This is a genomic window from Citricoccus sp. NPDC055426, from assembly GCF_040677445.1.
Classification (GTDB): Bacteria; Actinomycetota; Actinomycetes; order Actinomycetales; family Micrococcaceae; genus Citricoccus.
The window spans coordinates 361985-382757 of record NZ_JBFARZ010000002.1 but is presented as its reverse complement, the minus strand read 5'-3'; the positions used below and the strand labels follow the sequence as shown (position 1 = coordinate 382757).

Annotated in this window: 16 protein-coding genes and 1 tRNA gene; 10 read left to right on the top strand and 7 right to left on the bottom strand. The window is 71.1% G+C overall.

The window, feature by feature from the left end; genetic code table 11:
- The first annotated feature begins 21 nt into the window (after positions 1-21).
- The 8 genes from AB0K08_RS05535 (at position 22) to ilvA (ending at position 9975) form a co-directional block, all read left to right on the top strand.
- Positions 22-1725 carry a DUF501 domain-containing protein gene (locus tag AB0K08_RS05535; protein ID WP_363352483.1) on the top strand — a complete coding sequence of 568 codons (1704 nt, stop codon included), beginning with the start codon at positions 22-24 and terminating at the stop codon, positions 1723-1725.
- Positions 1722-3209, top strand: a complete 1488-nt coding sequence (locus AB0K08_RS05530) for a S8 family serine peptidase (protein WP_363352481.1) — start codon at positions 1722-1724, stop codon at positions 3207-3209. The genes AB0K08_RS05535 and AB0K08_RS05530 overlap by 4 nt, the downstream gene beginning before the upstream one ends.
- Positions 3210-3288: 79 nt before the next feature.
- Positions 3289-4704, top strand: a complete 1416-nt coding sequence (locus AB0K08_RS05525; RefSeq protein WP_363352479.1) for an FAD-dependent oxidoreductase — start codon at positions 3289-3291, stop codon at positions 4702-4704.
- A gap of 131 nt (positions 4705-4835) precedes the next feature.
- Positions 4836-4909, top strand: a tRNA-Leu gene (locus AB0K08_RS05520).
- 186 nt (positions 4910-5095) lie between these two features.
- Positions 5096-5968 (top strand): Bax inhibitor-1/YccA family protein, encoded by an 873-nt coding sequence (locus tag AB0K08_RS05515; protein ID WP_363352477.1) that lies wholly within the window; start codon positions 5096-5098, stop codon positions 5966-5968.
- 118 nt (positions 5969-6086) lie between these two features.
- Complete coding sequence (locus tag AB0K08_RS05510; protein WP_363352475.1) at positions 6087-7052, top strand: aldose 1-epimerase family protein; 966 nt, start codon at positions 6087-6089, stop codon at positions 7050-7052.
- Positions 7049-8674, top strand: a complete 1626-nt coding sequence (locus AB0K08_RS05505; protein ID WP_363352473.1) for an AI-2E family transporter — start codon at positions 7049-7051, stop codon at positions 8672-8674. Before AB0K08_RS05510 ends, AB0K08_RS05505 begins: the two co-directional genes overlap by 4 nt.
- An 80-nt stretch (positions 8675-8754) precedes the next feature.
- Positions 8755-9975: a threonine ammonia-lyase gene (gene ilvA / locus AB0K08_RS05500; RefSeq protein ID WP_363352582.1), complete on the top strand. Its 1221-nt coding sequence runs from the start codon at positions 8755-8757 to the stop codon at positions 9973-9975.
- A 30-nt stretch (positions 9976-10005) separates the two neighbouring features.
- Here ilvA and AB0K08_RS05495 read toward each other — a convergent pair whose 3' ends face one another.
- The 4 genes from AB0K08_RS05495 to AB0K08_RS05480 all read right to left on the bottom strand — a co-directional run bounded on the left by AB0K08_RS05495 (position 10006) and on the right by AB0K08_RS05480 (position 13997).
- Positions 10006-11823, bottom strand: coding sequence for a DUF222 domain-containing protein (locus tag AB0K08_RS05495; RefSeq protein WP_363352471.1), 1818 nt, complete (start codon positions 11821-11823; stop codon positions 10006-10008).
- Between the two features lie 181 nt (positions 11824-12004).
- Positions 12005-12643 (bottom strand): GPP34 family phosphoprotein, encoded by a 639-nt coding sequence (locus AB0K08_RS05490; RefSeq protein ID WP_363352469.1) that lies wholly within the window; start codon positions 12641-12643, stop codon positions 12005-12007.
- 106 nt (positions 12644-12749) lie between these two features.
- A complete protein-coding gene (gene greA / locus AB0K08_RS05485) occupies positions 12750-13241 on the bottom strand; it encodes a transcription elongation factor GreA (protein WP_363352467.1) in 492 nt (163 codons plus the stop codon).
- 291 nt (positions 13242-13532) lie between these two features.
- On the bottom strand, positions 13533-13997 hold the full coding sequence (locus AB0K08_RS05480; protein WP_363352465.1) for a DUF4307 domain-containing protein: 465 nt from the start codon (positions 13995-13997) through the stop codon (positions 13533-13535).
- A 234-nt stretch (positions 13998-14231) separates the two neighbouring features.
- Here AB0K08_RS05480 and mca point away from each other — a divergent pair, with 234 nt between their 5' ends.
- Both mca and AB0K08_RS05470 read left to right on the top strand, forming a co-directional pair.
- Positions 14232-15152 (top strand): mycothiol conjugate amidase Mca, encoded by a 921-nt coding sequence (mca, locus tag AB0K08_RS05475; protein WP_363352581.1) that lies wholly within the window; start codon positions 14232-14234, stop codon positions 15150-15152.
- A 40-nt stretch (positions 15153-15192) separates the two neighbouring features.
- Complete coding sequence (locus tag AB0K08_RS05470; RefSeq protein WP_363352463.1) at positions 15193-15627, top strand: hypothetical protein; 435 nt, start codon at positions 15193-15195, stop codon at positions 15625-15627.
- An 88-nt stretch (positions 15628-15715) separates the two neighbouring features.
- Here AB0K08_RS05470 and AB0K08_RS05465 read toward each other — a convergent pair whose 3' ends face one another.
- The 3 genes from AB0K08_RS05465 to AB0K08_RS05455 all read right to left on the bottom strand — a co-directional run bounded on the left by AB0K08_RS05465 (position 15716) and on the right by AB0K08_RS05455 (position 20719).
- A complete protein-coding gene (locus AB0K08_RS05465; RefSeq protein ID WP_363352461.1) occupies positions 15716-18868 on the bottom strand; it encodes an S-layer homology domain-containing protein in 3153 nt (1050 codons plus the stop codon).
- 298 nt (positions 18869-19166) lie between these two features.
- Positions 19167-19832 (bottom strand): NAD(P)-binding domain-containing protein, encoded by a 666-nt coding sequence (locus tag AB0K08_RS05460; RefSeq protein ID WP_363352459.1) that lies wholly within the window; start codon positions 19830-19832, stop codon positions 19167-19169.
- An 89-nt stretch (positions 19833-19921) separates the two neighbouring features.
- Positions 19922-20719 (bottom strand): MOSC domain-containing protein, encoded by a 798-nt coding sequence (locus AB0K08_RS05455; protein WP_363352457.1) that lies wholly within the window; start codon positions 20717-20719, stop codon positions 19922-19924.
- Between the last annotated feature and the right edge of the window lie 54 nt (positions 20720-20773).

Below are 20773 nucleotides of genomic sequence, written 5' to 3'. Positions count from 1 at the left end.
CGACAGGGCACAATCAAGACCATGACGCAGCACCCGGACCGAACCCCCACGCAGCAGGACCTGGACACCATCAGCCGGCAGCTGAACCGCCCGGCACGCGACGTCGTCGAGATCGGCGCCCGGTGCGTGTGCGGCAATCCGCTGGTGGCCACCACGGCCCCGCGGCTGTCCAACGGCATCCCGTTCCCCACCACCTTCTACCTCACCCACCCCGTGCTGACGGCCGCCGTCTCCCGGCTGGAGGCCGCCGGGACCATGGCGGAGATGACCGACCGGCTCGGCCGGGATGAGGACCTGGCCGCCGGCTACCGCGCCGCCCATGAGGCCTACCTGGCCGAACGGGACCGGGTGGGGCGGGTGGCCGGCACGGACGGGGTCCCCGAGATCACCGGGATCTCCGCCGGCGGCATGCCCGAGCGGGTCAAGTGCCTGCACGTGCTCGTGGGACACTCGCTGGCCGCCGGCCCCGGCGTGAACCCCCTCGGCGACGAGGCGCTGGCGCTGATCAGCCCCGAGTGGACGGCAACGACCTGCCGCTGCACCGGGGCCTGGGACCAGCAGGCGCCCGTGCCCAGCAAGGACCTCAGCCGGCACGTGAAACGACTGGCCGGGGAGATGAACCCCGTGCAGGGGGCCGGGGAGCAGGTGTCGGTCCCCGGGACCCGGACCGTGGCCGCGATCGACTGCGGCACCAACTCCATCCGCCTGCTGGTGGCGCGCCTCGAGTCCGGCCAGGACGCCGGGGCGGGGTCACCGCCGCGGCTCGTCGACCTGCACCGCGAGATGCGCGTGGTCCGGCTCGGTGAGGACGTGGACGCCACCGGGCGCCTGTCCGAGGCCGCCATGGCACGCACCTTCGCCGCCATCGAGGACTATGCGGCACTGATCCGCCGGTACGGCGCCGAGTCCGTCCGCTTCGTGGCCACCTCCGCCAGCCGGGACGCCGCCAACGCCGCCGAGTTCACCGCCGGCGTCCGGGACCGGCTGGGCGTGGAGCCGGAGGTCGTCTCGGGCGAGGAGGAGGCGGCCCTGTCCTTCGCCGGTGCGGTCTCCGTGCTGGCCCCGCGCTTCGCGGGCGGAGACGGTGGCGAGGCCCGCGGCCTCGCCGGCGGCGAGGGCCCCGGGCGGGTGCTCGTGGTGGACCTGGGCGGGGGATCCACCGAGTTCGTCCTCGGGACGCTCTCGGACGGCACGCTCTCCGACGGCGTGCCCTCGGACCCCCCGGCCGCGGGACCGCGCGTCACCCACTCTGTGAGCATGCCGATGGGCTGCGTGCGCTTCACCGAACGGCACCTGCGGACGGACCCGCCCTCGGACGCCGAGATCGAGGCCGCGGTGCGGGAGATCGAGGCCGTGCTGGACGAGGTCGAGGCGAGCGTCCCTCTCGGGGAGGCGGCCGCCGTCGTGGGCGTGGCCGGTTCCGTCACCACCGTGACCGCCGCCGCGCTCGAACTGACCGCCTACGAACCGGACGCCATCCACGGCGCCGAGCTGGACGTGGACGTCATCGCGGACACCGCCGGACGGCTGCTCGCGGCCACCCGCGCGGAGCGGACGGCCCTGCCCTACATGCACCCGGGCCGCGTGGACGTGATCGGGGCCGGGGCCCTGATCTGGTCCATGATCGTGCGCCGGGTGGCCCAGGCCGGTGGTGGCACGGTCACCACGGCCACCGCCTCCGAGCACGACATCCTGGACGGGATCGCCCTGTCCCAGGCGGGATGACCCGGCGCCGGGCCGCCCTCGCCGCGGCCGCCCCCGTGCTGCTGGGAGCCCTGGTGCTGGGCCCCGTCCTCCCGTGGGGCCCCGTCACGCCGGGCACCCTCCCGAGGGCCACGGCCGATGAGTGGCGGGACCAGCAGTACTGGCTGACGGAGTACGGATTCAGCCAGGCCTGGGAGACCTCCCGGGGCGCGGGGGTCACCGTGGCCGTCATCGACACGGGGATCGACGCCGACCATCCGGACCTGACCGGCCAGGTGGTCGGCGGTCTGGACGTCTCCGGGGCGGGCAACGACTCCGGCACCGAGCCGGTGGGCCAGATGGCCGAGCACGGGACCATGGTGGCCTCCGTCCTGGCCGGCCACGGCAACAACGAGGCCGCGCTACGCCAGGCCGAGGAGGAACGCCGCAGCGCGAAGGCCACCCCCGTGCCCTCCACGCTCCCCTCGGGTGCCACGGCCTCCGCTCCGGCGGCTGCCCCGGCCGCCACACCCGCCGCGCCCTCCAGCTCCGCTGCGGCATCGGACGGCGCGGACGGTGTAGACGCCGCGGACGGCGTGGCCGGACCGGACGGGATCGTCGGGGTGGCCCCGCAGGCGGAGCTGCTGTCCGTCTCCGTGAACCTCGGGGCCCAGGACCCGGATGGGCCCTCGGCGGAGGACCAGATCGCCCGGGCCGTGACGTGGGCCGTGGACCAGGGCGCGGACGTCATCAACATGTCGCTGGGCTCCACCCGCCAGGACTGGCCGGAGAGCTGGGACGATGCCTTCCTGCACGCCGAGCAGAACGACGTGGTGGTGGTGGCCGCCGCCGGCAACCGCGCCTCGGGCACCATGACCGCCGGGGCACCGGCCACCATTCCCGGAGTGCTGACCGTGGCCGGCCTGAACGCGGACGGCACGGCGAGCTGGGACTCGTCCACCGAGGGCATCTCGATCGGTGTCGCGGCGCCGGCTGAGCCCCTGGTCGGCGCAGTGCCGGGTGGAGGCCGGCGCGCGTGGGCGGGCACGTCCGGGGCCGCACCGATGGTGGCCGGCCTGGCCGCGCTGATCCGCTCGGCCCACCCGGAGATGCCCGCCCATCAGGTCATCCACCGCATCCTGACCACGGCCGAGGACGCGGGGGTGCCCGGCGTGGACCCGGTCTACGGCCACGGCATCATCGACGCCGCCGCGGCCGTGGGGGCCGAGGTGGGGACCGTGGACCGCAACCCGATGGACACCCTCGCCGACTGGATCCGGGTGCACCGCCGCGCCGAGTCCTCCGGTGCCCCCACGCCGTCCGCAGCGCCCGGCGGGGAGGCTGCCGGGCCGACGTCGTGGCCGGATCCCCTGCCCACCGACCTGCCGCAGGCCGCGGCACCCCGGGACCCGGCGCCGGGACTGCGCCCCGCACTGGTGATCGGCACCGGGGTGTTGGTGGCTGGGCTGGCCGGGACGGCCGTGGTGGTGTATCTGCGGCAGCGGAGATCCTCCTCCGAAGGGTGATGCCGGGCGGTCAGGATGAGGAGATTGTGACTTTGTGAGAAATTTCACGAAGTGGGGGTCGCGGGCTTAGGGTGGGGGCATGGCAACCACTCCGCAGCTGTCCCCGAAGCCCCGTGTCCTGATCGTCGGCGGCGGTTACGCCGGCCTCTACGTCGCCAAGAACCTGGAGAAGAAGGTCAAGGAGCGCGGCGGCGTCGTCACCGTCGTGGACCCGAACCCGTACATGACCTACCAGCCGTTCCTGCCCGAGGTCGTCGGCGGCCACATCGAGCCCCGCCACATCGTGGTGGACCACCGCACCCACCTCAAGCGCACCGAGGTCGTGCAGGGCAAGGTCATCAAGGTCGAGCACGCCCGCAAGACCGCCACCGTCCAGACGCAGGACGGCTCCGAGTTCGAGATCCCGTACCAGGACGTCGTGATGACCGCCGGCGCCACCACCCGCGTGTTCCCGATCCCGGGCCTGGGTGAGGCCGGGATCGGCATGAAGACCGTGCAGGAAGCCGTCCAGCTGCGCAACCAGATCCTGAACCGCCTGGAGATCGCCTCCACCCTGACCGATCCGGCGGCCCGCTCCCGCGCCCTGACCTTCGCCGTGGTGGGCGGCGGCTTCAACGGCGTGGAGACCATCTCCGAGATGGAGGACCTGATCCGGGCCTACATCAAGGGCAACCCGCGGCTGGCCCAGTCGGATGCGCGCATCGTGCTGATCGAGGCCATGGGCAAGATCATGCCCGAGGTCGGCGAGGAGCAGGCGCTCGAGGTCGTCGAGCACCTGAAGTCCCGCGGCATCGAGGTGCTGCTGAACACCTCCCTGGCCGGCGCCGAGGGTGGCGTGCTCAAGCTCATGAACATGCAGGACAAGTCCGACGCGGGCTCCTTCGAGGCCGACACCCTGGTGTGGACCGCCGGCGTGGCCGCCAACGCCGTGGCCAAGCAGACCGACTTCCCGGTGGAGCAGCGTGGCCGGATCGAGGTCACCCCGACCCTGCAGATCTCCGACGGCACCGGCGGCGTGCTCGAAGGCGCCTGGGGCGCCGGCGACGTCTGCGCCGTGCCGGACCTGACCGGCGACGGCCCCGGCGGCCACTGCGTTCCCAACGCCCAGCACGCCGTGCGCCAGGCCAAGCGCCTCGCCGCCAACCTGCTGGCCGTCCGCTTCGGCGAGGGCGCCGTGGAGGAGTACGTGCACAAGTCCCTCGGCGCCGTGGCCGGCCTCGGCTTCGGCAAGGGCGTGGGCAACCCGATGGGTCTGAAGCTCACCGGCGTCCCGGCCTGGCTGGCCCACCGCGGCTACCACGGCCTGGCCATGCCGATGGTCGAGCGCAAGGCCCGCGTGGTCTCCGGCTGGGTCATGGAGCTGGTCTTCGGCCGGGACACCACCCCGCTCGAAGGCCTCGAGAACCCGCACAACCCCTTCCTGGAGGCAGCCGGCGGCGAGTTGAAGCCCGGCCGCTTCGACAACCCGAAGGCGCTGGAGTCCGCGAAGAAGTGACGCGCTAGACCGCACGTGACCCCACACCACGACGCCGGCCCGGTACCCTTGGAAGGTGCCGGGCCGGCGTCGTGACGTGTTGGGTGTCTGCGGTTCAGTCGCTCCGGTGCGCTGCTGATCCGGTCCGCCGGGCCCCCATAGCCCAATTGGCAGAGGCGGGAGACTTAAAATCTCTGTGTTGTGGGTTCGAGTCCCACTGGGGGTACTCTTCCCGCGGATTCAGCCGAGCGCGGATCACCGGGGTCCGGTGGCCGCTCCGAGTTGATTTCCAGCCAGGCCCGATAGACTGACCCCAGCCCCCACTGCAGGTCCAGGACGGATTTCCTCCACGAGACACCGGGCCGGACCCACGCGAAGTGGACTGCACGCCACCAACCTGAGGAGATGGCCCGTGGCCAACCCCGTCTTCAACACCAAGAACTTCCAGCAGCAGATGCACTCCGGTGACGGCCAGACCGCCACCCAGACGCCCGGCTGGTACCAGGGGGGTGCCCAGGGGAAGCAGCCGGCCCAGCCGCAGTACGGACAGCAGCAGCAGTACACGCCTGAGCAGCTCGCCCAGCTGGAGCAGTCCTACCGCGAGCCCGCCGCCGGCCCCGGTGACACCGGCCGGATGAGCTACAACGACGTCATCGGCAAGGCCCTCATGACGCTGCTGCTCGTGGTGGCCGGTGCCGCCATCGGCTGGAACATGCCGGCCCTGATGCTGCCGGGTGCCATCGTCGGCCTGGTGCTGGGCCTGGTGAACGCCTTCAAGCGTGAGCCCTCGCCCGCGTTGATCCTGATCTACGCAGCGGCCCAGGGCCTGTTCCTCGGCGGCATCTCCGGCGTCTTCGAACAGATGTGGCCGGGGATCGCCGTGCAGGCCGTGCTGGCCACCCTGTGCGTGTTCGCGGTGACCTTGGCGCTGTTCGCCTCCGGCAAGTGGCGCGTCTCGAAGAAGTCCGTGAAGATCTTCATGATCGCGATGATCGGCTACGCCGCGTTCTCGCTGGTGAACTTGTTCCTCATGCTCTTCGGCGTCACGGACGCCATGTTCGGCCTGCGCGGCGAGTTCCCGTTGCTGGGCCTCGGCATCGGCCTGCTGGCCGTCTTCCTGGCCGCGTTCTCCCTGGTCATGGACTTCACCGCCATCACCCAGGGCGTCAAGGCCGGCGCCCCGCAGAAGTACTCCTGGTCCGCCGCCTTCGGCCTGACGGTCACCCTGGTGTGGCTGTACGTCGAGATCCTGCGGATCCTGGCGATCCTGCGCGGCAGCGACTGATCACCACCGGCACAGGCCGGCCCCGCACCGGGAACCTCCGGTGCCGGGCCGGCCTTTGCGCTCTCCCGGCACGGCAGAATGGACTCAGACCGTTGCCACTGATCGAGGAGTCATGTCCATGACCGCACCCGACGTCGGGGGTCCCGCTGCCACCGGGACCCAGTACGAGCTACGCCACGGCGGGGCCGAGGTCACGGTCGTCTCGCTGGCCGGTGCCCTGCGCCGCTACGAGGTGGGCGGAACCGCTCTCGTGGAGGGCTTCGGGGCGGACGAGCTCCCACCGGCGGCGTGCGGGATCCAGCTCTCCCCCTGGCCCAACCGGGTGCGGGACGGCCGCTGGTACCTGGACGGTGAGGTCCAGCAGCTCGACCTCACGGAGCCCTCCCGCGGCCACGCCAGCCACGGGCTGTTGCGCAACACCGCGTTCCTGGCCACCGCCCACTCCGCGCGGGAGGTGGTGTTGCGCGGGGAGATCCACCCGCAGCACGGCTACCCGTTCCGCCTCACCCACCAGGTGGCGTACACCCTGGACGACGCCGGCTCCCTCACGGTGCGCCAGCACCTCACCAACCACGGGCCTCGGCCCGCGCCGGCAGCGTTCGGCGCCCACCCGTTCCTGCGCCTGGGCGAGGTGCCCAGCGAGGAGCTGACCCTCACCCTGTCCGCCGCCACCCGGATCCTGGCGGACGAGCGGCTGATCCCCACCGGCACCCGACCCGTGCAGGGCACGGACGAGGACTTCCGGGCCGGACGGGTGGTCGGCACCGGCCTGCTGGACGCCGCGTTCACGGACCTGACCCCCGGGTCGGACGGGCGCCACCACCACACGCTGACGGCACCGGACGGACGGAGCGTGGAACTCTGGGCCGAGCCGGACTACGGCTATGTGCACGTCTTCTTCACGGACCGGTTCCCCGGCCGGCACCGGGCGGTCGCGGTCGAGCCGATGACGGCCCCGGCGAACGCCCTGAACAGCGGCGACGGCCTGGTGTGGATCGCCTCGGGCGAATCGCTGACAGCCTCCTGGGGGATCACCGGACGGACCACCGCCGGCGGCGTCGACCGAGAGGAGACAGCACGTTGACCACGAGCCCACAGCCCGGCGTCCCCGGGACAGGCGACTCGGCCCCAGGCGTCCCGGCGCCCGGTGCCCCGTTAACTGAACCGGTCACCGAACCGGTCACTGAACCCGGCCCCGAACCGGTCCTGAACGCAGAGCAGGAGAGGGACCGCCTGGCCGCGGACGTCCCCTACGGCTTGACCGTGGCCGCCGCCTGGTCCTGGCGTGTCCTGCTGATCCTGGCCATGACCGGTGCCGGCATCTGGCTGCTGAGCCATGTCTCCATCCTGGTCATCCCCCTGATCATCGCCGCCCTCCTGGCCACCCTCCTGATGCCGATCCACCGGCGCTTCATCAGGTGGGGTGTGCCACGGGGGCTGTCCGTGACAGCCGTCATCCTGGGGTTCATCCTGATGGTGCTGGGCCTGTTGACGCTGGTGGGCCAGCAGCTCGCCGTGGGGTTCACGGACATGCGGGACCAGATCGTGGTCGGCGTCCAGGGGATCGTCGGCTGGCTGGAGACCCTGGGCGTGACCACGGACCAGTGGAACGACATCGCCGGCGACCTCACGGAGGCGGTGCGGAACAACAGCCAGACGATCGTCTCCGGGGCCCTCGGCTTCGGATCCACCGCCGGGAACATCGCCGCCGGCACGGTCCTGGTGGTCTTCGCCCTGATCTTCTTCCTGTTCGACGGCCAGGGGATCTGGCGCTTCTGCCTGAACTTCGTTCCCCGTCGCCACCGGGAGGCCATCGACGGCGCCGGGCAGGCCGGCTGGGGTTCCCTCGGCAGCTACGTCCGGGTCCAGATCTTCGTGGCGTTCGTGGACGCCGTCGGCATCGGTGCCGGCGCCTGGATCCTCGGGGTCCCACTCGCCCTGCCCCTGGGGGTGCTGGTGTTCTTCGGTTCGTTCATCCCGCTGGTCGGTGCCTTCCTGACCGGCGCGGTGGCCGTGTTGCTGGCGCTCGTGGCCAACGGCTGGGTCAACGCCCTGATCATGCTCGGCGTGGTGCTGCTGGTGCAGCAGATCGAGGGCAACGTGCTGCAGCCGCTGGTGATGGGACGCGCCGTCAGCCTCCACCCGCTGGCCGTGTTCCTGGCCGTGGCCGGAGGCACCGCTGTGCTGGGCCTGGTCGGCGCGATCTTCGCCGTGCCCGTGATGGCCTTCCTCAACGCCACCATCAAGTACTTCCACGCCAAGCCGTGGCTCGCGGCCGAGCCGGAACCGGCCGGCGCGTCCGACGTCTGGGACACCCGGCTCAAGGCGCGCGCCGCCAGTCTGGAGGGCCCGTGGGGGCGGGCCTATGAGACCCTCGACGGGGTGGTCCGCCGCGCCACCGCCGGTGGCCCCGCAGTGCATGGGCAGCAGGGCGCCGCGGCGTCCGGCACCACGGCCCGGGAACGGCGGCGGGCGCGCCGCGAGCTCAAGCGCGCGAAGACACCCTCCCGCAAGGAGCACGACGCCGGCCCGGTCACCGAGCACGGTACCGGCCCTGGCCCGGGCACCGGCACCGGCACCGGCACCGGCCCCGGTGCCGCAGACGGCACCGCAGGCAACCTGCGCGACACGTCCTCGGCGGAGGAGGACAATACGGGGATGGACCACTCCGGCCGACGGCCGGACCAGGACGGAGGAACCACGTGACCACCACGCCCCCCAGCAACGCCGATCCGGTCGCGGCACCGGCCGACGGCCCGGCCGACCGTTCGGACCTCCCCGTCACCCTGGCGGATATCGAGAGCGCCCGGCGGTTGCTCGACGGCGTGATCGTCCGCACCCCCCTGGACCACTCCCGGGCGTTGGGCCGGTTGACCGGCTCGGTGGTGCACCTCAAGTGCGAGAACCTGCAGCGCGCCGGGTCCTTCAAGGTCCGGGGCGCCTACGTCCGGATGGCGAAGCTGACGCAGGCGGAGCGCTCCCGTGGCGTGGTGGCGGCCTCCGCCGGCAACCATGCCCAGGGCGTGGCCCTGGCGGCCTCCAAGCTGGGGATCAAGGCGACCATCTTCATGCCGCGCGGGGTGGCGCTGCCCAAGCTGCAGGCCACCAAGGACCACGGCGCCGAGGTGGTGCTCTTCGGCAACAACGTGGACGAGGCCCTCGCCGAGGCCCAGCGCTTCGCGGAGGAATCCGGCTCCGTGTTCATCCACCCGTTCGACAACGCGGACGTGGTGGCCGGCCAGGGCACCATCGGCCTGGAGATCCTCGAACAGGATCCCGAGGTGGACACCCTGGTGATGGGCATCGGCGGCGGCGGGCTGCTGGCCGGGGTGGCCGTGGCCGTCAAGGAGATGGCACGCCGTCAGGGCCGACACATCAACATCATCGGTGTGCAGGCTGAGAACGCGGCGGCCTATCCGCCGTCCCTGGCCGCAGACGCCGTGGTGCCGCTGACCCACGTCTCGACCATCGCGGACGGCATCGCCGTGGGCAAGCCGGGCCAGATCCCGTTCCAGATCATCAAGGAACTCGTGGACGGCGTGGTGACGGTCTCCGAGGACGCCATCGCCAACGCCCTGGTCTTCCTGCTGGAGCGCTCCAAGATGGTGGTGGAACCCGCCGGCGTGGTGGGTGTGGCCGCCCTGCTCGAGGGCAAGCTGGCGGAGCTCGGGATCGAGTCCCAGCGGACGGTGGCGCTGCTCTCCGGGGGCAACGTGGATCCGATGCTGATGCTCAAGGTCATCCAGTCCGGTCTGGCCGCCGGAGGCCGGTACCTGACCGTGAAGATGTCCCTGCGGGACCGCCCTGGCGAGCTGTCCAACATCTCCCGGATCATCTCGGAGACGGATGCCAACGTCACCCGCGTGGACCACAGCCGGATCGGCGGTTCCCTGAGCATGGGGGACGTGACCATCACGATCGACATGGAGACCAAGGGACGCGAGCACTCCGAGCAGGTGCTCGGGCGGCTGCGCTCCTCCGGGTACCAGCCGCTCGTGCAGCACTAGGCCTCACTCCAACAGCCGCTCCAGACACCACTAGGCCGCCAGACCGGGCCGCCAGTAGAGATTGCGGCGTGGCCGCCGATCCGGGTCCAGGTACCGCGCCGGGACGAACCACGGAATGCCCTGCCAGACGGAGATCCTCCACGCCCCGGCGTGGACGGCATGGTGATGATGCGAACACAGCAGCGTCCCGTTGTCCACGGAGGTGGGCCCGCCGTCCTCCCAATGCTGGATATGGTGCGCCTCGCACCAGGGCGCAGGGATGGAGCATCCGGGCGCCGTGCAACCGCCGTCCCGGGCGCTGATGGCGCGACGGAGCCGGTGCGTGAACAGGCGTCGCGACCGGCCCACGTCCAGGACCTCACCGCTGCCACCGAGGACGACCGGGATCAGATCGGCCTCGCAGGCGAGCCGACGGATGGTCTGTGGATTGACGTCGCCCACGTAGGACGTCGTCGAGATCCTGTCGATGCGCGGTCGAGGCGGTGCCATCCCGTCCGGTGGGCCAGCCGCCGCATCGTTCCTCGGAGGGTCCTGACCGAACCGCTCGAACAGCGTCTCGTAGTCGATGACGGCCATGACCTGGGGCCGGGTGCGGTATCCGGCTGTCCCGCCAGGGCCCGATTCAGTGCCAGAGTCGGTGCCAGTGCCAGTGCCAGTGCCAGTGCCAGTGCCAGTGCCAGCGCCAGAGCCGACTCCGACCAGGGACAGTGCGCCGGTCAGGGCACTGACGAGGCTGTCGAGCTCGCGCCGTGCCCGGCTCCGGCCGTCGAGGGTGGCCGCACGGTCGTCGAGGCCGTTCCACCCCTCCGTGCCGCAGTCTTCCTGCGTGGAGCCGTGGTCTGCTGTGTCTCCGGGGGTCCGCCGAGGATTCGATCCCTCCGAGACCACCGTCTTGAGCATCTCGTGCTGGGCGTCGTCCGCCCACAGGTGCCACTCATGCAGGCCTTTGGCCTCGCCCCGGTAGAACAGTCCCTGGGTGGCGTTGAGCTGAGCCTCGGTGGGCTCTGAACCGTCCGGGTTCACCGCGGCCTCGAACCTCAGCCGCCAATGCGCACAGATCTTCCTCAGGGTGTCCGGATCCACCTCCCGGGCCTGGGCGACCAGCAACGCTTCGCCGCTAGCCAGCAACTCGTCCACGGCGCCTGGCGGCACATCGGCCAGGACGGCCTCTCGCCGGGCGTCGGCCACCGTCGTGACGATCAGGTCCACCGCCGTGCTGCCCAGCTCGGCACCCTGGACGGCATCTGCCAGCGCGGGCATGCCCGCCTCCACCACGGTGCAGTGGTCCAGGGTGAGCGACGCCATGGTGTGCGCGGCGCGGGAGACGCGGGCCTTGGCCTCCCGCCGGCCGATCCGCAGCACGTCCCGCAGGTACTCCGACCCGTTCCTGAAGGCGCATTTGCCCGGAGGAATCCCCAGGAGCTCCTCCCGGAGCTGGTGTGCATCGAAGATCCGATCCGTGTGCCCGGCCAGGGCGGTACGGGCGGTATCGATGACGCGGGCCAGGTCCTCGACGCCGACCTGCAACTCGGACAGAGACCCGGCCGGGCCGGGGAGGTCACCTGGGATGTTCGAGGTGGAGTCGGCCGCCTCGGTCTCCGGCCGGTCCGCCAGTGGGCCGGGTGCTGGGCGACCCGCAGGGGCGTACAGGCCCCAGTCCTCCGAGTGATCATGGTCCTCCGCCACCGTCCGGAGCCGGGGGAGTGAATCGACGAGCCGTGGATCGGACAGTCTGGACGACAACTCGCCGGCCAGCGCGTGGGTCCGGGCCAACAGCTCAGCCAGGGGCACATCGGCCAGGCTGCCGTTGCCGCCGTTGCCGCCGTTGCCGCCGTTACCGCCCGCCATGACCCCTCCCGCCCTCATCGCCTCCACCGTGGGACCTCCACCGTGGGACCTCCACCGTGGACCACCAGTTGTTGTTCTAGTACTGGTATTCGATCACAGGGGCCGGACGCGTTAGCGGTCCCGCGGACGGGTTGTGGACCCAAGGAGGAACTCGGCCGGATGTGGAGGAGCCGACAGGTCCTCAGCTCGCGTCTGCGGACCCCGCAGCGGTGGCCATGGTCATGGTGGAGGCGGTGATCGGGTCCACGACCTTCTTCAGGGCCTCCACGGCTGGGACCCCCTGGGCCAGGGACTCGATCCGCCGGGACAGCCCGCGCCGGTCCAGGTCTCCACGGGCGGGGCCCAGCAGGCCGTGGGCCACGTTCAGCGCCTTGAGGATGCCCAACCCCGTGGCCTCGGCCAGGCTGGGATCGCGGTGTCCGGACAGGACCTGGCCGAGCCGCTCGCGGAGGGCGATCTCCGGGGCCGGGTTGACGGTCAGGTACCCCGAGTCCTCCCGGACGATCCCCTGGCGGGCGAGGGCCTGGCCGGTGGCCTTCTCCGGATTGAGCTTGGAGCTGGAGACCAGCTGGGACAGCGTCCTCCCGGACAGCCCGTCCAGGGCCGGCAGGATCGCATCCAGTGGGGCCTGGCCGGTCATCCCGGCGCGGACGACGGTGGCCTTCGGGTCCTTGCCCTCGGCGGCGATCTTCAGGACACCGGCCTCCGCCAGGTCGGTCAGGGCGGCGGCCACGAGCCCGTAGCGGCGGTATCTGCGGGCGCGGTCGGTGGTGCCGTTGTCCTGGGTGAGCAGCAGGAACATCTCTTCGACGATGAGCATGCCCTCAACCTAGCAAGCCCGGCAAGCCCACCACAGCGCAACGGCGGCGCACCGGGGAACCGGTGCGCCGCCGTCGTGCACGGTGTGGTGGGGCCGAGCCGGCCGATCAGGCCTTGTAGGGCTTGGCGGAGACGACCTCGACGGCGATGTCCTTGCCGTTCGGGGCGGCGTAGCTGAGCTTGTCGCCTACCTTGGAGCCGTGGATGGCCGCGCCGAGCGGCGACCGCTCCGAGTACACGGTGATGGAGTCCTTGTCATCGGCGATCTCGCGATTGCCGAACAGGAAGGTCTCCAGGTCGCCGGCGATCTTGGCCTCGACGACCATGCCGGGCTCCACGACCCCGTTGTCTGCCGGGGCGGCGCCGACCTGGGCGGTCTCGAGCAGGTGCTTGAGCTCGATGATCCGGCCCTCGTTCTTGGACTGCTCCTCGCGGGCGGCGTGGTAGCCGCCGTTCTCCTTGAGGTCACCCTCCTCGCGGGCCTGCTCGATGCGGTCGATGATCTCCTGGCGCCCCGGTCCGGAGATGTGATCCAGTTCCTGCTTCAGGCGGTCGTAGGCCTCCTGGGTCAGCCAGGGAGCGTTGTCGGTGGTGCTCATGGACGCGAAGTCTCCTTCAATCTGGTGGTCAACGGAAGTGCGGGACCGATGCTGGGTCGCCACGCCGCCGCGTGCATGACGCTGTGCCGCGGGTTGCGGCCCGTGGGGCGACCATGCAAGAACCCCGCCAGCGGAGCCACCCGGCATGGTGCGGGCGACCCCCGACAGGCGGGGTGACAACGTACTGAGCCCCTATTCTAACGGAAACGCTTCAGATCCGTCATTCCTGTGGTGATGCAGGTAACAACCCGTCACGACGTCGGCCCGGCCGGCTTGGACTTCCGGGTTCTGCTACTCGTCCGGGAACCAGCAGTCGTTCACGCCGCCGTTGGTGCCGAGGGAATCGGTGCGCAGGTCGACGTCATACATGGTCGTGCGGTCCGAGGGGATCGCGTCCGCCGCGGGCGTCTCCGGCCCGACGGTGACGGTGCGCCAGCCCACCACCGCGAACTCCGGGGAGAGGACCTGGACGGCGCACTGCACCGTGTCCTCGGGGTCCTTGGTGAGCTGGAAGGTCACCGAGGCCCGGGTCGGGGAGTCGATGGTGAAGCCCACGTCCTTCCAGTCCAGGGTCCGGCTGTGCGAGGAGGTCGCGAACCAGAAGGTGACGGCGACGGCCGCCACGAGGGCGATCACGGCGATCCACTTGCCGCGGCGCTTCAGGAACGACGGGCCCGTGCTTTGGGGGCGCCCGTACCGGTTCGCTAGGCTGTCACTCGGCACCGGGTCAGCCGATGTCTGGGGTGTGGAAGTCATGTCATGCCATAGTATCCCGCCGCCCCCCACAGTCCCGAAAGCAATCGAGGCCACGTGAACCCCCCTTCCCCCGATGATCGGATCGAGCCGAACGACCGGGACGCCCCGGACGGGACCGGTACGCCGGAGTTCGGAGTGTCCGTGGGACAGGCCACCTATGGTTCCCTGGAGCCCGAGGAGCACCACACGGTGCCCGAGGCCGGTGGCGTCCCGGCCTCCGCCGGGCTGCGGCTGATGGCCGTCCACGCGCATCCGGATGACGAGTCCTCCAAGGGTGCCGCCATGATGGCCGCCTACGAGGCGGCCGGCGCCGAGGTCATGGTCGTCACCTGCACCGGCGGAGAACGCGGCGACCTGCTCAATCCCGGCTACGGGGACACCGTGCGCCTGGACCGGGACATCACCGGCGTCCGGCGGACGGAGATGCAGGAGGCCGGGGCCGCACTCGGGATCGAACACCGGTGGCTGGGCTTCATGGACTCGGGGCTGCCGGAGGGCGACCCGATGCCGCCGCTGCCGTTCGGCAGCTTCGGGACGGTGCCCCTGGCACAGGCTGCGGCGCCGCTGGTCCGGTTGATCCGGGAGTTCCGCCCCCATGTGCTGATCAGCTACGACGAGATCGGCGGCTACCCGCACCCCGACCACATCAAGTCCCACGAGATCACGGTCGAGGCCTACCGAGCCGCGGGGGACGCGGACCGGTACCCCGGCACGGGGGAGGCCTGGACGGTCTCCAAGCTCTACTACGACCGTGCGTTCAACCCGGCGAAGTATGAGGCACTGCACGAGGCCTACCTCAGCGCCGGCGAGGAATCACCGTACGTGGAGCGGCTGGCGTGGTACCGGAAGCTCCAGGAGGAGCAGGAACGCGAGGAACGCGGAGAGGCAGCGGAGCAGACCCCGAGCGCGGCCGCACCGGGACGCTTCCGGATGACGCGCCACCAGGTGACCACGCAGATCCACGTGGCCGACTACTTCGAGCAGCGGGACAACGCGCTGCGGGCGCACCGCACCCAGATCGACCCGGCAGGGCACTTCTTCTCGACCCCGAACGCCCGGCAGCGGCAGACCTGGCCGTGGGAGGACTACGTCCTGATCGATTCGCGCGTGGAGACCACGCTGCCGGAGACGGACCTGTTCACCGGGCTGCGGTGATCGGCGGACCCACCGGGGCACCCCGGTAGACTGGTCTACCGTGAATGCCTTCCCCCCGCTTGCCGTGACCCTCTCCGCCGCCCCGAGCTCCACCGCGGATGCGTCCGAGCAGCCGGTGCCGGGAGTGGGCGAGCCGACGCTGCGTCCCGGGCTGGAGCAGGCCGACGTCACCCCCGGAATCGAGGGCTTCCTCTTCACGGCGCTGATGGTGGCCATGGTGATCGTGGTCCTGCGCCTGATGGTCCGCTCCGTGCGCCGCGTGCAGTACCGCTCGGTGGACGCCGAGGACATGCTGGTGGAGCGCTACCAGGGGTACCTGCCCGAGGACGAGCTCCGGGCCCGGGGGGAGGAGGACCCCCAGGTGCGGTCCGCCTCCGACCTGGACCGGCAGAAGGCCCGGCTGCAGGAGAAGTTCCCGGGGTATCTGGACAGCCCGGCCCCGGAGCCGAAGGGTCCGGACTCCGGGCGCGACTGAGCCCCCGGCGCGGCCGAGACACACAGGACGAGAACGCCCCGTCCCACTCAGGTGGGACGGGGCGTTCGCGTTCTGCCTGCTCGGAGGGTCAGCCCTGGAGCGTCTCGTTGTAGTTGAACAGGATCTTCGCGACCTCGGCGCGGGTGATCTCACGCGAGGTGCCGAAGCTGCCGTCCGAGTAGCCGTCCACCAGGCCCTCGCCGGACAGCCACGAGATGGAGCGGTGGTGGGCGTTGTCCTCCGGGACGTCCGGGAACCCGTTCGTCACCGGCGCCGTGTGTTCGGGATCCACGGCCCGGTACAGGAACGAGGCGAACTCGCCGCGGGTCACGGGCCGGGTCGACTTGAACTCGCCGTCGGAGTAACCCTGGGTGATGCCGTTCGAGGCGGCCCACCGGATCGGGTCGAAGAACACGTTGTGCGCATCGATGTCCGAGAAGTCCTCGGTGGCGCCGGTGGTCTCCGGGTCGAGGTACCGGTAGATGAAGGCCAGGGACTCGCCGCGCGTGATGTTCTTGCGGACACCGAAGCTGCCGTCGGCATAGCCCATGGTGAGGTCCTCGAGCTGCAGCCACCGGACCGGTGCGAAGAACCAGGTGTCCTCATCCGTGTTGTCGGTGAAGGGCTCCGGGGCCTCGGGCTCGACCGGGTCGGTCGGCTCCGTCGGGTCGGTCGGCTCCGTCGGTTCCTGGCCGGCCTCGCGGTAGGTGACCCACAGCTCGGGGGCCATGTCCTCCTCACCGTCGCGCGACTCGGCGGAGCGCTGGCCCTCGCCGGTCAGCACCAGGGACAGCGCGTTGCCGGCGGCCCAGCCCTCCCGGTCCACGACCTCCTGGAGCACGTCGGAGAGGTCGGCGGTGCGCTGGGCGGTGCCGGACTCGTGCTCGATCTCCCAGGCCGGGATGCCGGACCACTCGGCGGTGGCCTCCGTCAGGGTGCGCGAGGTCAGGTCGCCGGGCTCGTCCGAGAAGGCCGCGGAGTCGTCGGCGGCCTCGGCGGCGATGGCGACGTCGAACGGATCGATGTTCTTGTCCGCCTCGTCGGTGGTGAACTGCACGCGGGCCGAGAGGATCTCCGAGCCGGCCGGGACCTGCAGGTCCGCGTAGCGCAGTCCGACGGCCTGCTTCTGGTCGGACTTCTCGTCCACGAGCTCGAGGTCGGAGGAACCGTGGTCCATCTTTCCGGCCTCGACGCCGTCCACGTACTGCTCCACGTCGTCGCGGTCCTCGGCGATCTCGCCCCTGACCTCGGTGACGCCGTCCTCGAGCGTGTAGGTGACCATCAGCTTCGGTGCCTGCTCGCTGCCGCCACCCTCGTAGGCCTCGGCGGTGCGGGTGCCGGTGCCGGAGAGCATGAAGTTCAGGGCGCCTCCCCGGGCCCAGTCGTCCCGGTCGACGACGGCCTGCACCAAGGCGGTCAGGTCCGGGGTGCGCTGCGCCTCGCCCTGCTCCCCGTTCTCCGTCCAGACCGGGGCGTCCTTCCAGGCCACTGTCTGGTCGAGGTAGCTGCGCGAGGACACGGCAAAGTCGTCGTCCGTGTACTTCGCGGCGGCACCGGTGTCCTCGACGTGGATCTGTACGTCGAAGGGGTCACCGGTCTTGTCGTGCTCGTCCGTGGTGAACTGCAGATGGGCGCCCGTGATGGTGGCGCCGGCGGGGATGCCGACCTGGTCGAAGCGGAGCCCGGCGAACTGGTCGTCGAGGTCCTCGTCGCCCGGGGACTCCTGGACGATCTCGATGTCCGAGGAGCTGATGTCCATCGCTCCGTCGCCGACGCTCTCCTCGACGTCGTCGTTCGGGGAGAGGGTGCGTGCCTCGACGGTGACCTCTCCGGTCTCCTCGTCGAGCACGTTCTCGACCGGGGTGTCCACCACGCCGGGGCCCTCGAACTCGGTCTGGCCGATGCCCTCGGGCGGGGCGACCGGGTTCGGTGTGCCCTGGCGGGTCATGGAGACCTCGTCGATGACCTCGCCGTCGACCTGGTGCTCGGTGATGCTCAGCGTTTCCCCGTCCACCTCGAGGTGGGCGTAGGCCGGCGTGCGCAGCTGGGACTGGACCGCGTTGAAGGGGAACTCGATCCCGTCCTGGATGCCGTAGTACTTCGAGCCGGTGGAGGACTGCATGGTCATGTACAGCACCTCGCCCTCGTACTTGGCGAGCTCGGACGGTGCCTCCGGGTTGGCCTCGGTGACCGGGTTGTTGACCGGGTGGCCGTTGTAGAGCAGGTTGGAGCGGTTGTACACGTGGTCGTGACCGGAGAACACCACGTCGAAGTCGAGCTCGGTCATCAGCGACGGCATCCACTCGCGGCGGTCCTCGATGTCACCGTCGGTGGCGTGGGAGGCGGTGGAGTACAGGGAGTGGTGCCAGGTGGCGACCTTCCACTGCACGTCCGCACCGTGCTCGGCCACGACCTCGCGCACGTACTCCTCGTGGTCTGCGGCGACCCCGTGGTTGGAGTTCAGGGAGACGAACAGGGTGTTGTCCTGGATGTACCAGTAGTTGCCCATCTCGTTGTTCCAGCCGGGGTTGGCGGTCCGGTTGGGCATGTTGAAGTGCTCGGCGTAGGAGTGCTGTTCGTCCGAGGCACTGCCGTCGTCGTGGTTGCCGATGTTGGTGGCCAGGGCGTGCTCGCGCACCCCGTCCGGGGCCAGGTAGTCGGTGTACTCCGAGGCGCTGTCATGGGTGTTCACCTGGTCGCCCACGGACAGCAGGAAGTCCGGGTTCGCCACGCCCTGAAGGGCGGTGTCCAGGGTGCTCTGCCACGCGCCGCCGTCGGTGGGGACGCCCCCGCCGGAGCCGATCTGGGTGTCGCCGAAGACGAGGACGTCCAGGCGCTCATCGGCCTGGGTGGTGAACTCGTAGGTCTCGGACCAGCCCTCGGCCTCGGAGCCGACCTGCCACCCATAGGTGGTGCCCGGCTTCAGGCCCGTCACCCCGGCGTGGTTCCAGGTCAGCTCAGGGAAGTCCTTCGAGGTGCCGGTGTCCGTGGAGTCCAGGAGCTGGACGGCGTCCTCGGCGTCCTTCTCCACCAGTCGCACCTGCTGCTCGGCGGAGTCCGAGGAGGAGTACCAGACGAAGTTGCGGTCGGCCTCGGTGGAGCCGATGTTCATGACCATGTTGGAGTACGAGACGGAGGTCGGCTCCGCGGTCGGGGCAGCCATGGCCGGCAGGGTGCCGAAGGCCAGGGACAGTCCGATCGCACTGGCGGCCACGGGGGCGAGCAGGCGGCGCTGATGCATGCGTGATGTTCCTTCACTCGGGTGACCCGGCGGGCTGGGCCGGGCGATCTGAAGGAGGGGCCCGGACCGTGCCGCCACACGGTGGGCAGCATGAGGAGGGCCGCTTTCAGGGCAGGGCAAGGCCGCGGGTCGGTGGGGGGTGGGTGGAGCTGATGCCCCGGCCGGATCGACCCCCGAGGGGCGGACCGGCGGCATCAGGACTGACTACAGCAAGCCATTCGGGCCGCGGGTCAGACGCCGGATGAACCCCCGGTGAACGTTCAGCCGCCGCTCAGCCAAGTCACCGCCCGGCCGGGCCTCACACCCGCGCCCCGGCGCAGGCCTCAGCCAGCAGGCCGCTGAGCTGGGCGGCCGAGTGGCTGCCGTTGAAGATCTCCGTGCCCGGCTGCAGGACGCGACCGGCGGCGAGCGGGCCGGCGTCGACCGCATCGAAGCCGAGGCGGTCGATCACGGTGGCCACGGCCCTCCGGGTGTCCTCGTGGTCGCCGGCCACGGCGAGCGCCCGGCGGTCGCCGGCGCCGGCGGGACGGTGATCCGCTTCGAGGTCGTGGTAGCCGATGTGGTTGAAGGCCTTGACCAGCAGGGCCCCGGCGAGGTGGTCCTGGACGACCTCGCTGCTGGTACGGTGGTCGGCCTCGAAATCCGCCAGTTCGCCGTCCGTGGGGGCCCAGTAGTTCATGACGTCGACGACGGCCCGGCCCGCGAAGTGCGAGGGGTCCAGGTCGCGGTACTTCCGCAGGGGGATCGCCACGACGGTCAGGTCCGTGCGGGCCAGGTCTGCGGCGTCGACGGCGGTGGCACCGGGGGTGACGATCTCGGCGAGCAGGGAGATCTCGGCGGCGGGCTTGGCGGTGGCGATCCGCACGTCGTATCCGGCCGCCACGGCCCGGCGGGCCAGGGCCGTGGCGACGCGGCCTGCGCCGAGGATGCCGATGCTGCGGATGCTGTCTGCCGAGGGGGACATGGGTTCCTTTGCCGGGTCAACGTTTCACAGGTCAGAGTTCACTGGGGAAACGCCGTCGTCAGCCGGAAGTATTCCGGCCGTGAGCACGGTCACGGCCCGAGGCGGTCGGTGTCCTCGTCCGGGAAGGTCTCCGCCTGGCCCGTCCGTCGCGCCTGGCCCGTCCGTCGCGCCTGGCCCGTCCGTCCCGCCTGGCCTGGCCTCCGCGTCTCGAGCCGGCGTTGCAGGGCGCCGCGCCAGCCGTCCGGGACCCCGGGGGAGGCCAGGACGCGCTCGGCGGCGGCAAGGTCGTCCTTGTCCACGGTCATGACGCGGGAGAGCTCGGCGAGGTCCACGGCGCCCGGAGCCCGGTCCACCAGGCGCATCTGGTGGCCGGACTGCACGGGTGCCGGGGTCAGTACCCTCAGGTACCAGCCGGTGCGCCCGGTGGCCTGCACGCGGCGGGCCAGGTCCGGGATGCCCCAGCGGGAGGACAGCTTCCAGCAGGGACGCCGGGACTGGCTCACCTGCAGCACGGCATCGCCCACCTGCCACACGTCCGCCAGGCAGATGTCGGCCTCGGTCAGGCCGTCCACCGTGAGGTTCTCGAACAGGGCCCCTTCGGGCAGGTCGAGCCCGTCCGCCCGCCAGGCGGCATAGTGGCTGCGGGCATAGTACATCACGGCCTTCTCCGGCCCGCCGTGGTGCACCGTATCGCCCTGCTCGTCCCCGGCCAGGCCGGTCATCCCGAGCGGCACCGGCCCCTCGACCGGCTCCTTGAAGGCGCCCGTCGGCACGTCCTCTCCGCGCCAGCGCACCGTACGCACCGCCCCCACGCGGACGGCGGTGATCCGCCCCACGGGGTGGTCGGGGAGCGGCGGGGAGGCGGTGGGCTCAGGGGCGGTGGGCATGGGCCCATCCAATCACGGTGGGGCCGGCTCCTGCCCAGACGCGGAGTCTGAAAG

Bases quoted from the DNA above. Each gene is read 5' to 3' on its own strand.
- AB0K08_RS05535 (WP_363352483.1), top strand. From the start codon at position 22: ATGACGCAGCACCCGGACCGAACCCCCACGCAGCAGGACCTGGACACC.
- AB0K08_RS05530 (WP_363352481.1), top strand. From the start codon at position 1,722: ATGACCCGGCGCCGGGCCGCCCTCGCCGCGGCCGCCCCCGTGCTGCTG.
- AB0K08_RS05525 (WP_363352479.1), top strand. From the start codon at position 3,289: ATGGCAACCACTCCGCAGCTGTCCCCGAAGCCCCGTGTCCTGATCGTC.
- AB0K08_RS05510 (WP_363352475.1), top strand. From the start codon at position 6,087: ATGACCGCACCCGACGTCGGGGGTCCCGCTGCCACCGGGACCCAGTAC.
- AB0K08_RS05495 (WP_363352471.1), bottom strand. From the start codon at position 11,823: ATGGCGGGCGGTAACGGCGGCAACGGCGGCAACGGCGGCAACGGCAGC.
- AB0K08_RS05490 (WP_363352469.1), bottom strand. From the start codon at position 12,643: ATGCTCATCGTCGAAGAGATGTTCCTGCTGCTCACCCAGGACAACGGC.
- greA (WP_363352467.1), bottom strand. From the start codon at position 13,241: ATGAGCACCACCGACAACGCTCCCTGGCTGACCCAGGAGGCCTACGAC.
- AB0K08_RS05480 (WP_363352465.1), bottom strand. From the start codon at position 13,997: ATGACTTCCACACCCCAGACATCGGCTGACCCGGTGCCGAGTGACAGC.
- mca (WP_363352581.1), top strand. From the start codon at position 14,232: ATGGCCGTCCACGCGCATCCGGATGACGAGTCCTCCAAGGGTGCCGCC.
- AB0K08_RS05465 (WP_363352461.1), bottom strand. From the start codon at position 18,868: ATGCATCAGCGCCGCCTGCTCGCCCCCGTGGCCGCCAGTGCGATCGGA.
- AB0K08_RS05460 (WP_363352459.1), bottom strand. From the start codon at position 19,832: ATGTCCCCCTCGGCAGACAGCATCCGCAGCATCGGCATCCTCGGCGCA.
- AB0K08_RS05455 (WP_363352457.1), bottom strand. From the start codon at position 20,719: ATGCCCACCGCCCCTGAGCCCACCGCCTCCCCGCCGCTCCCCGACCAC.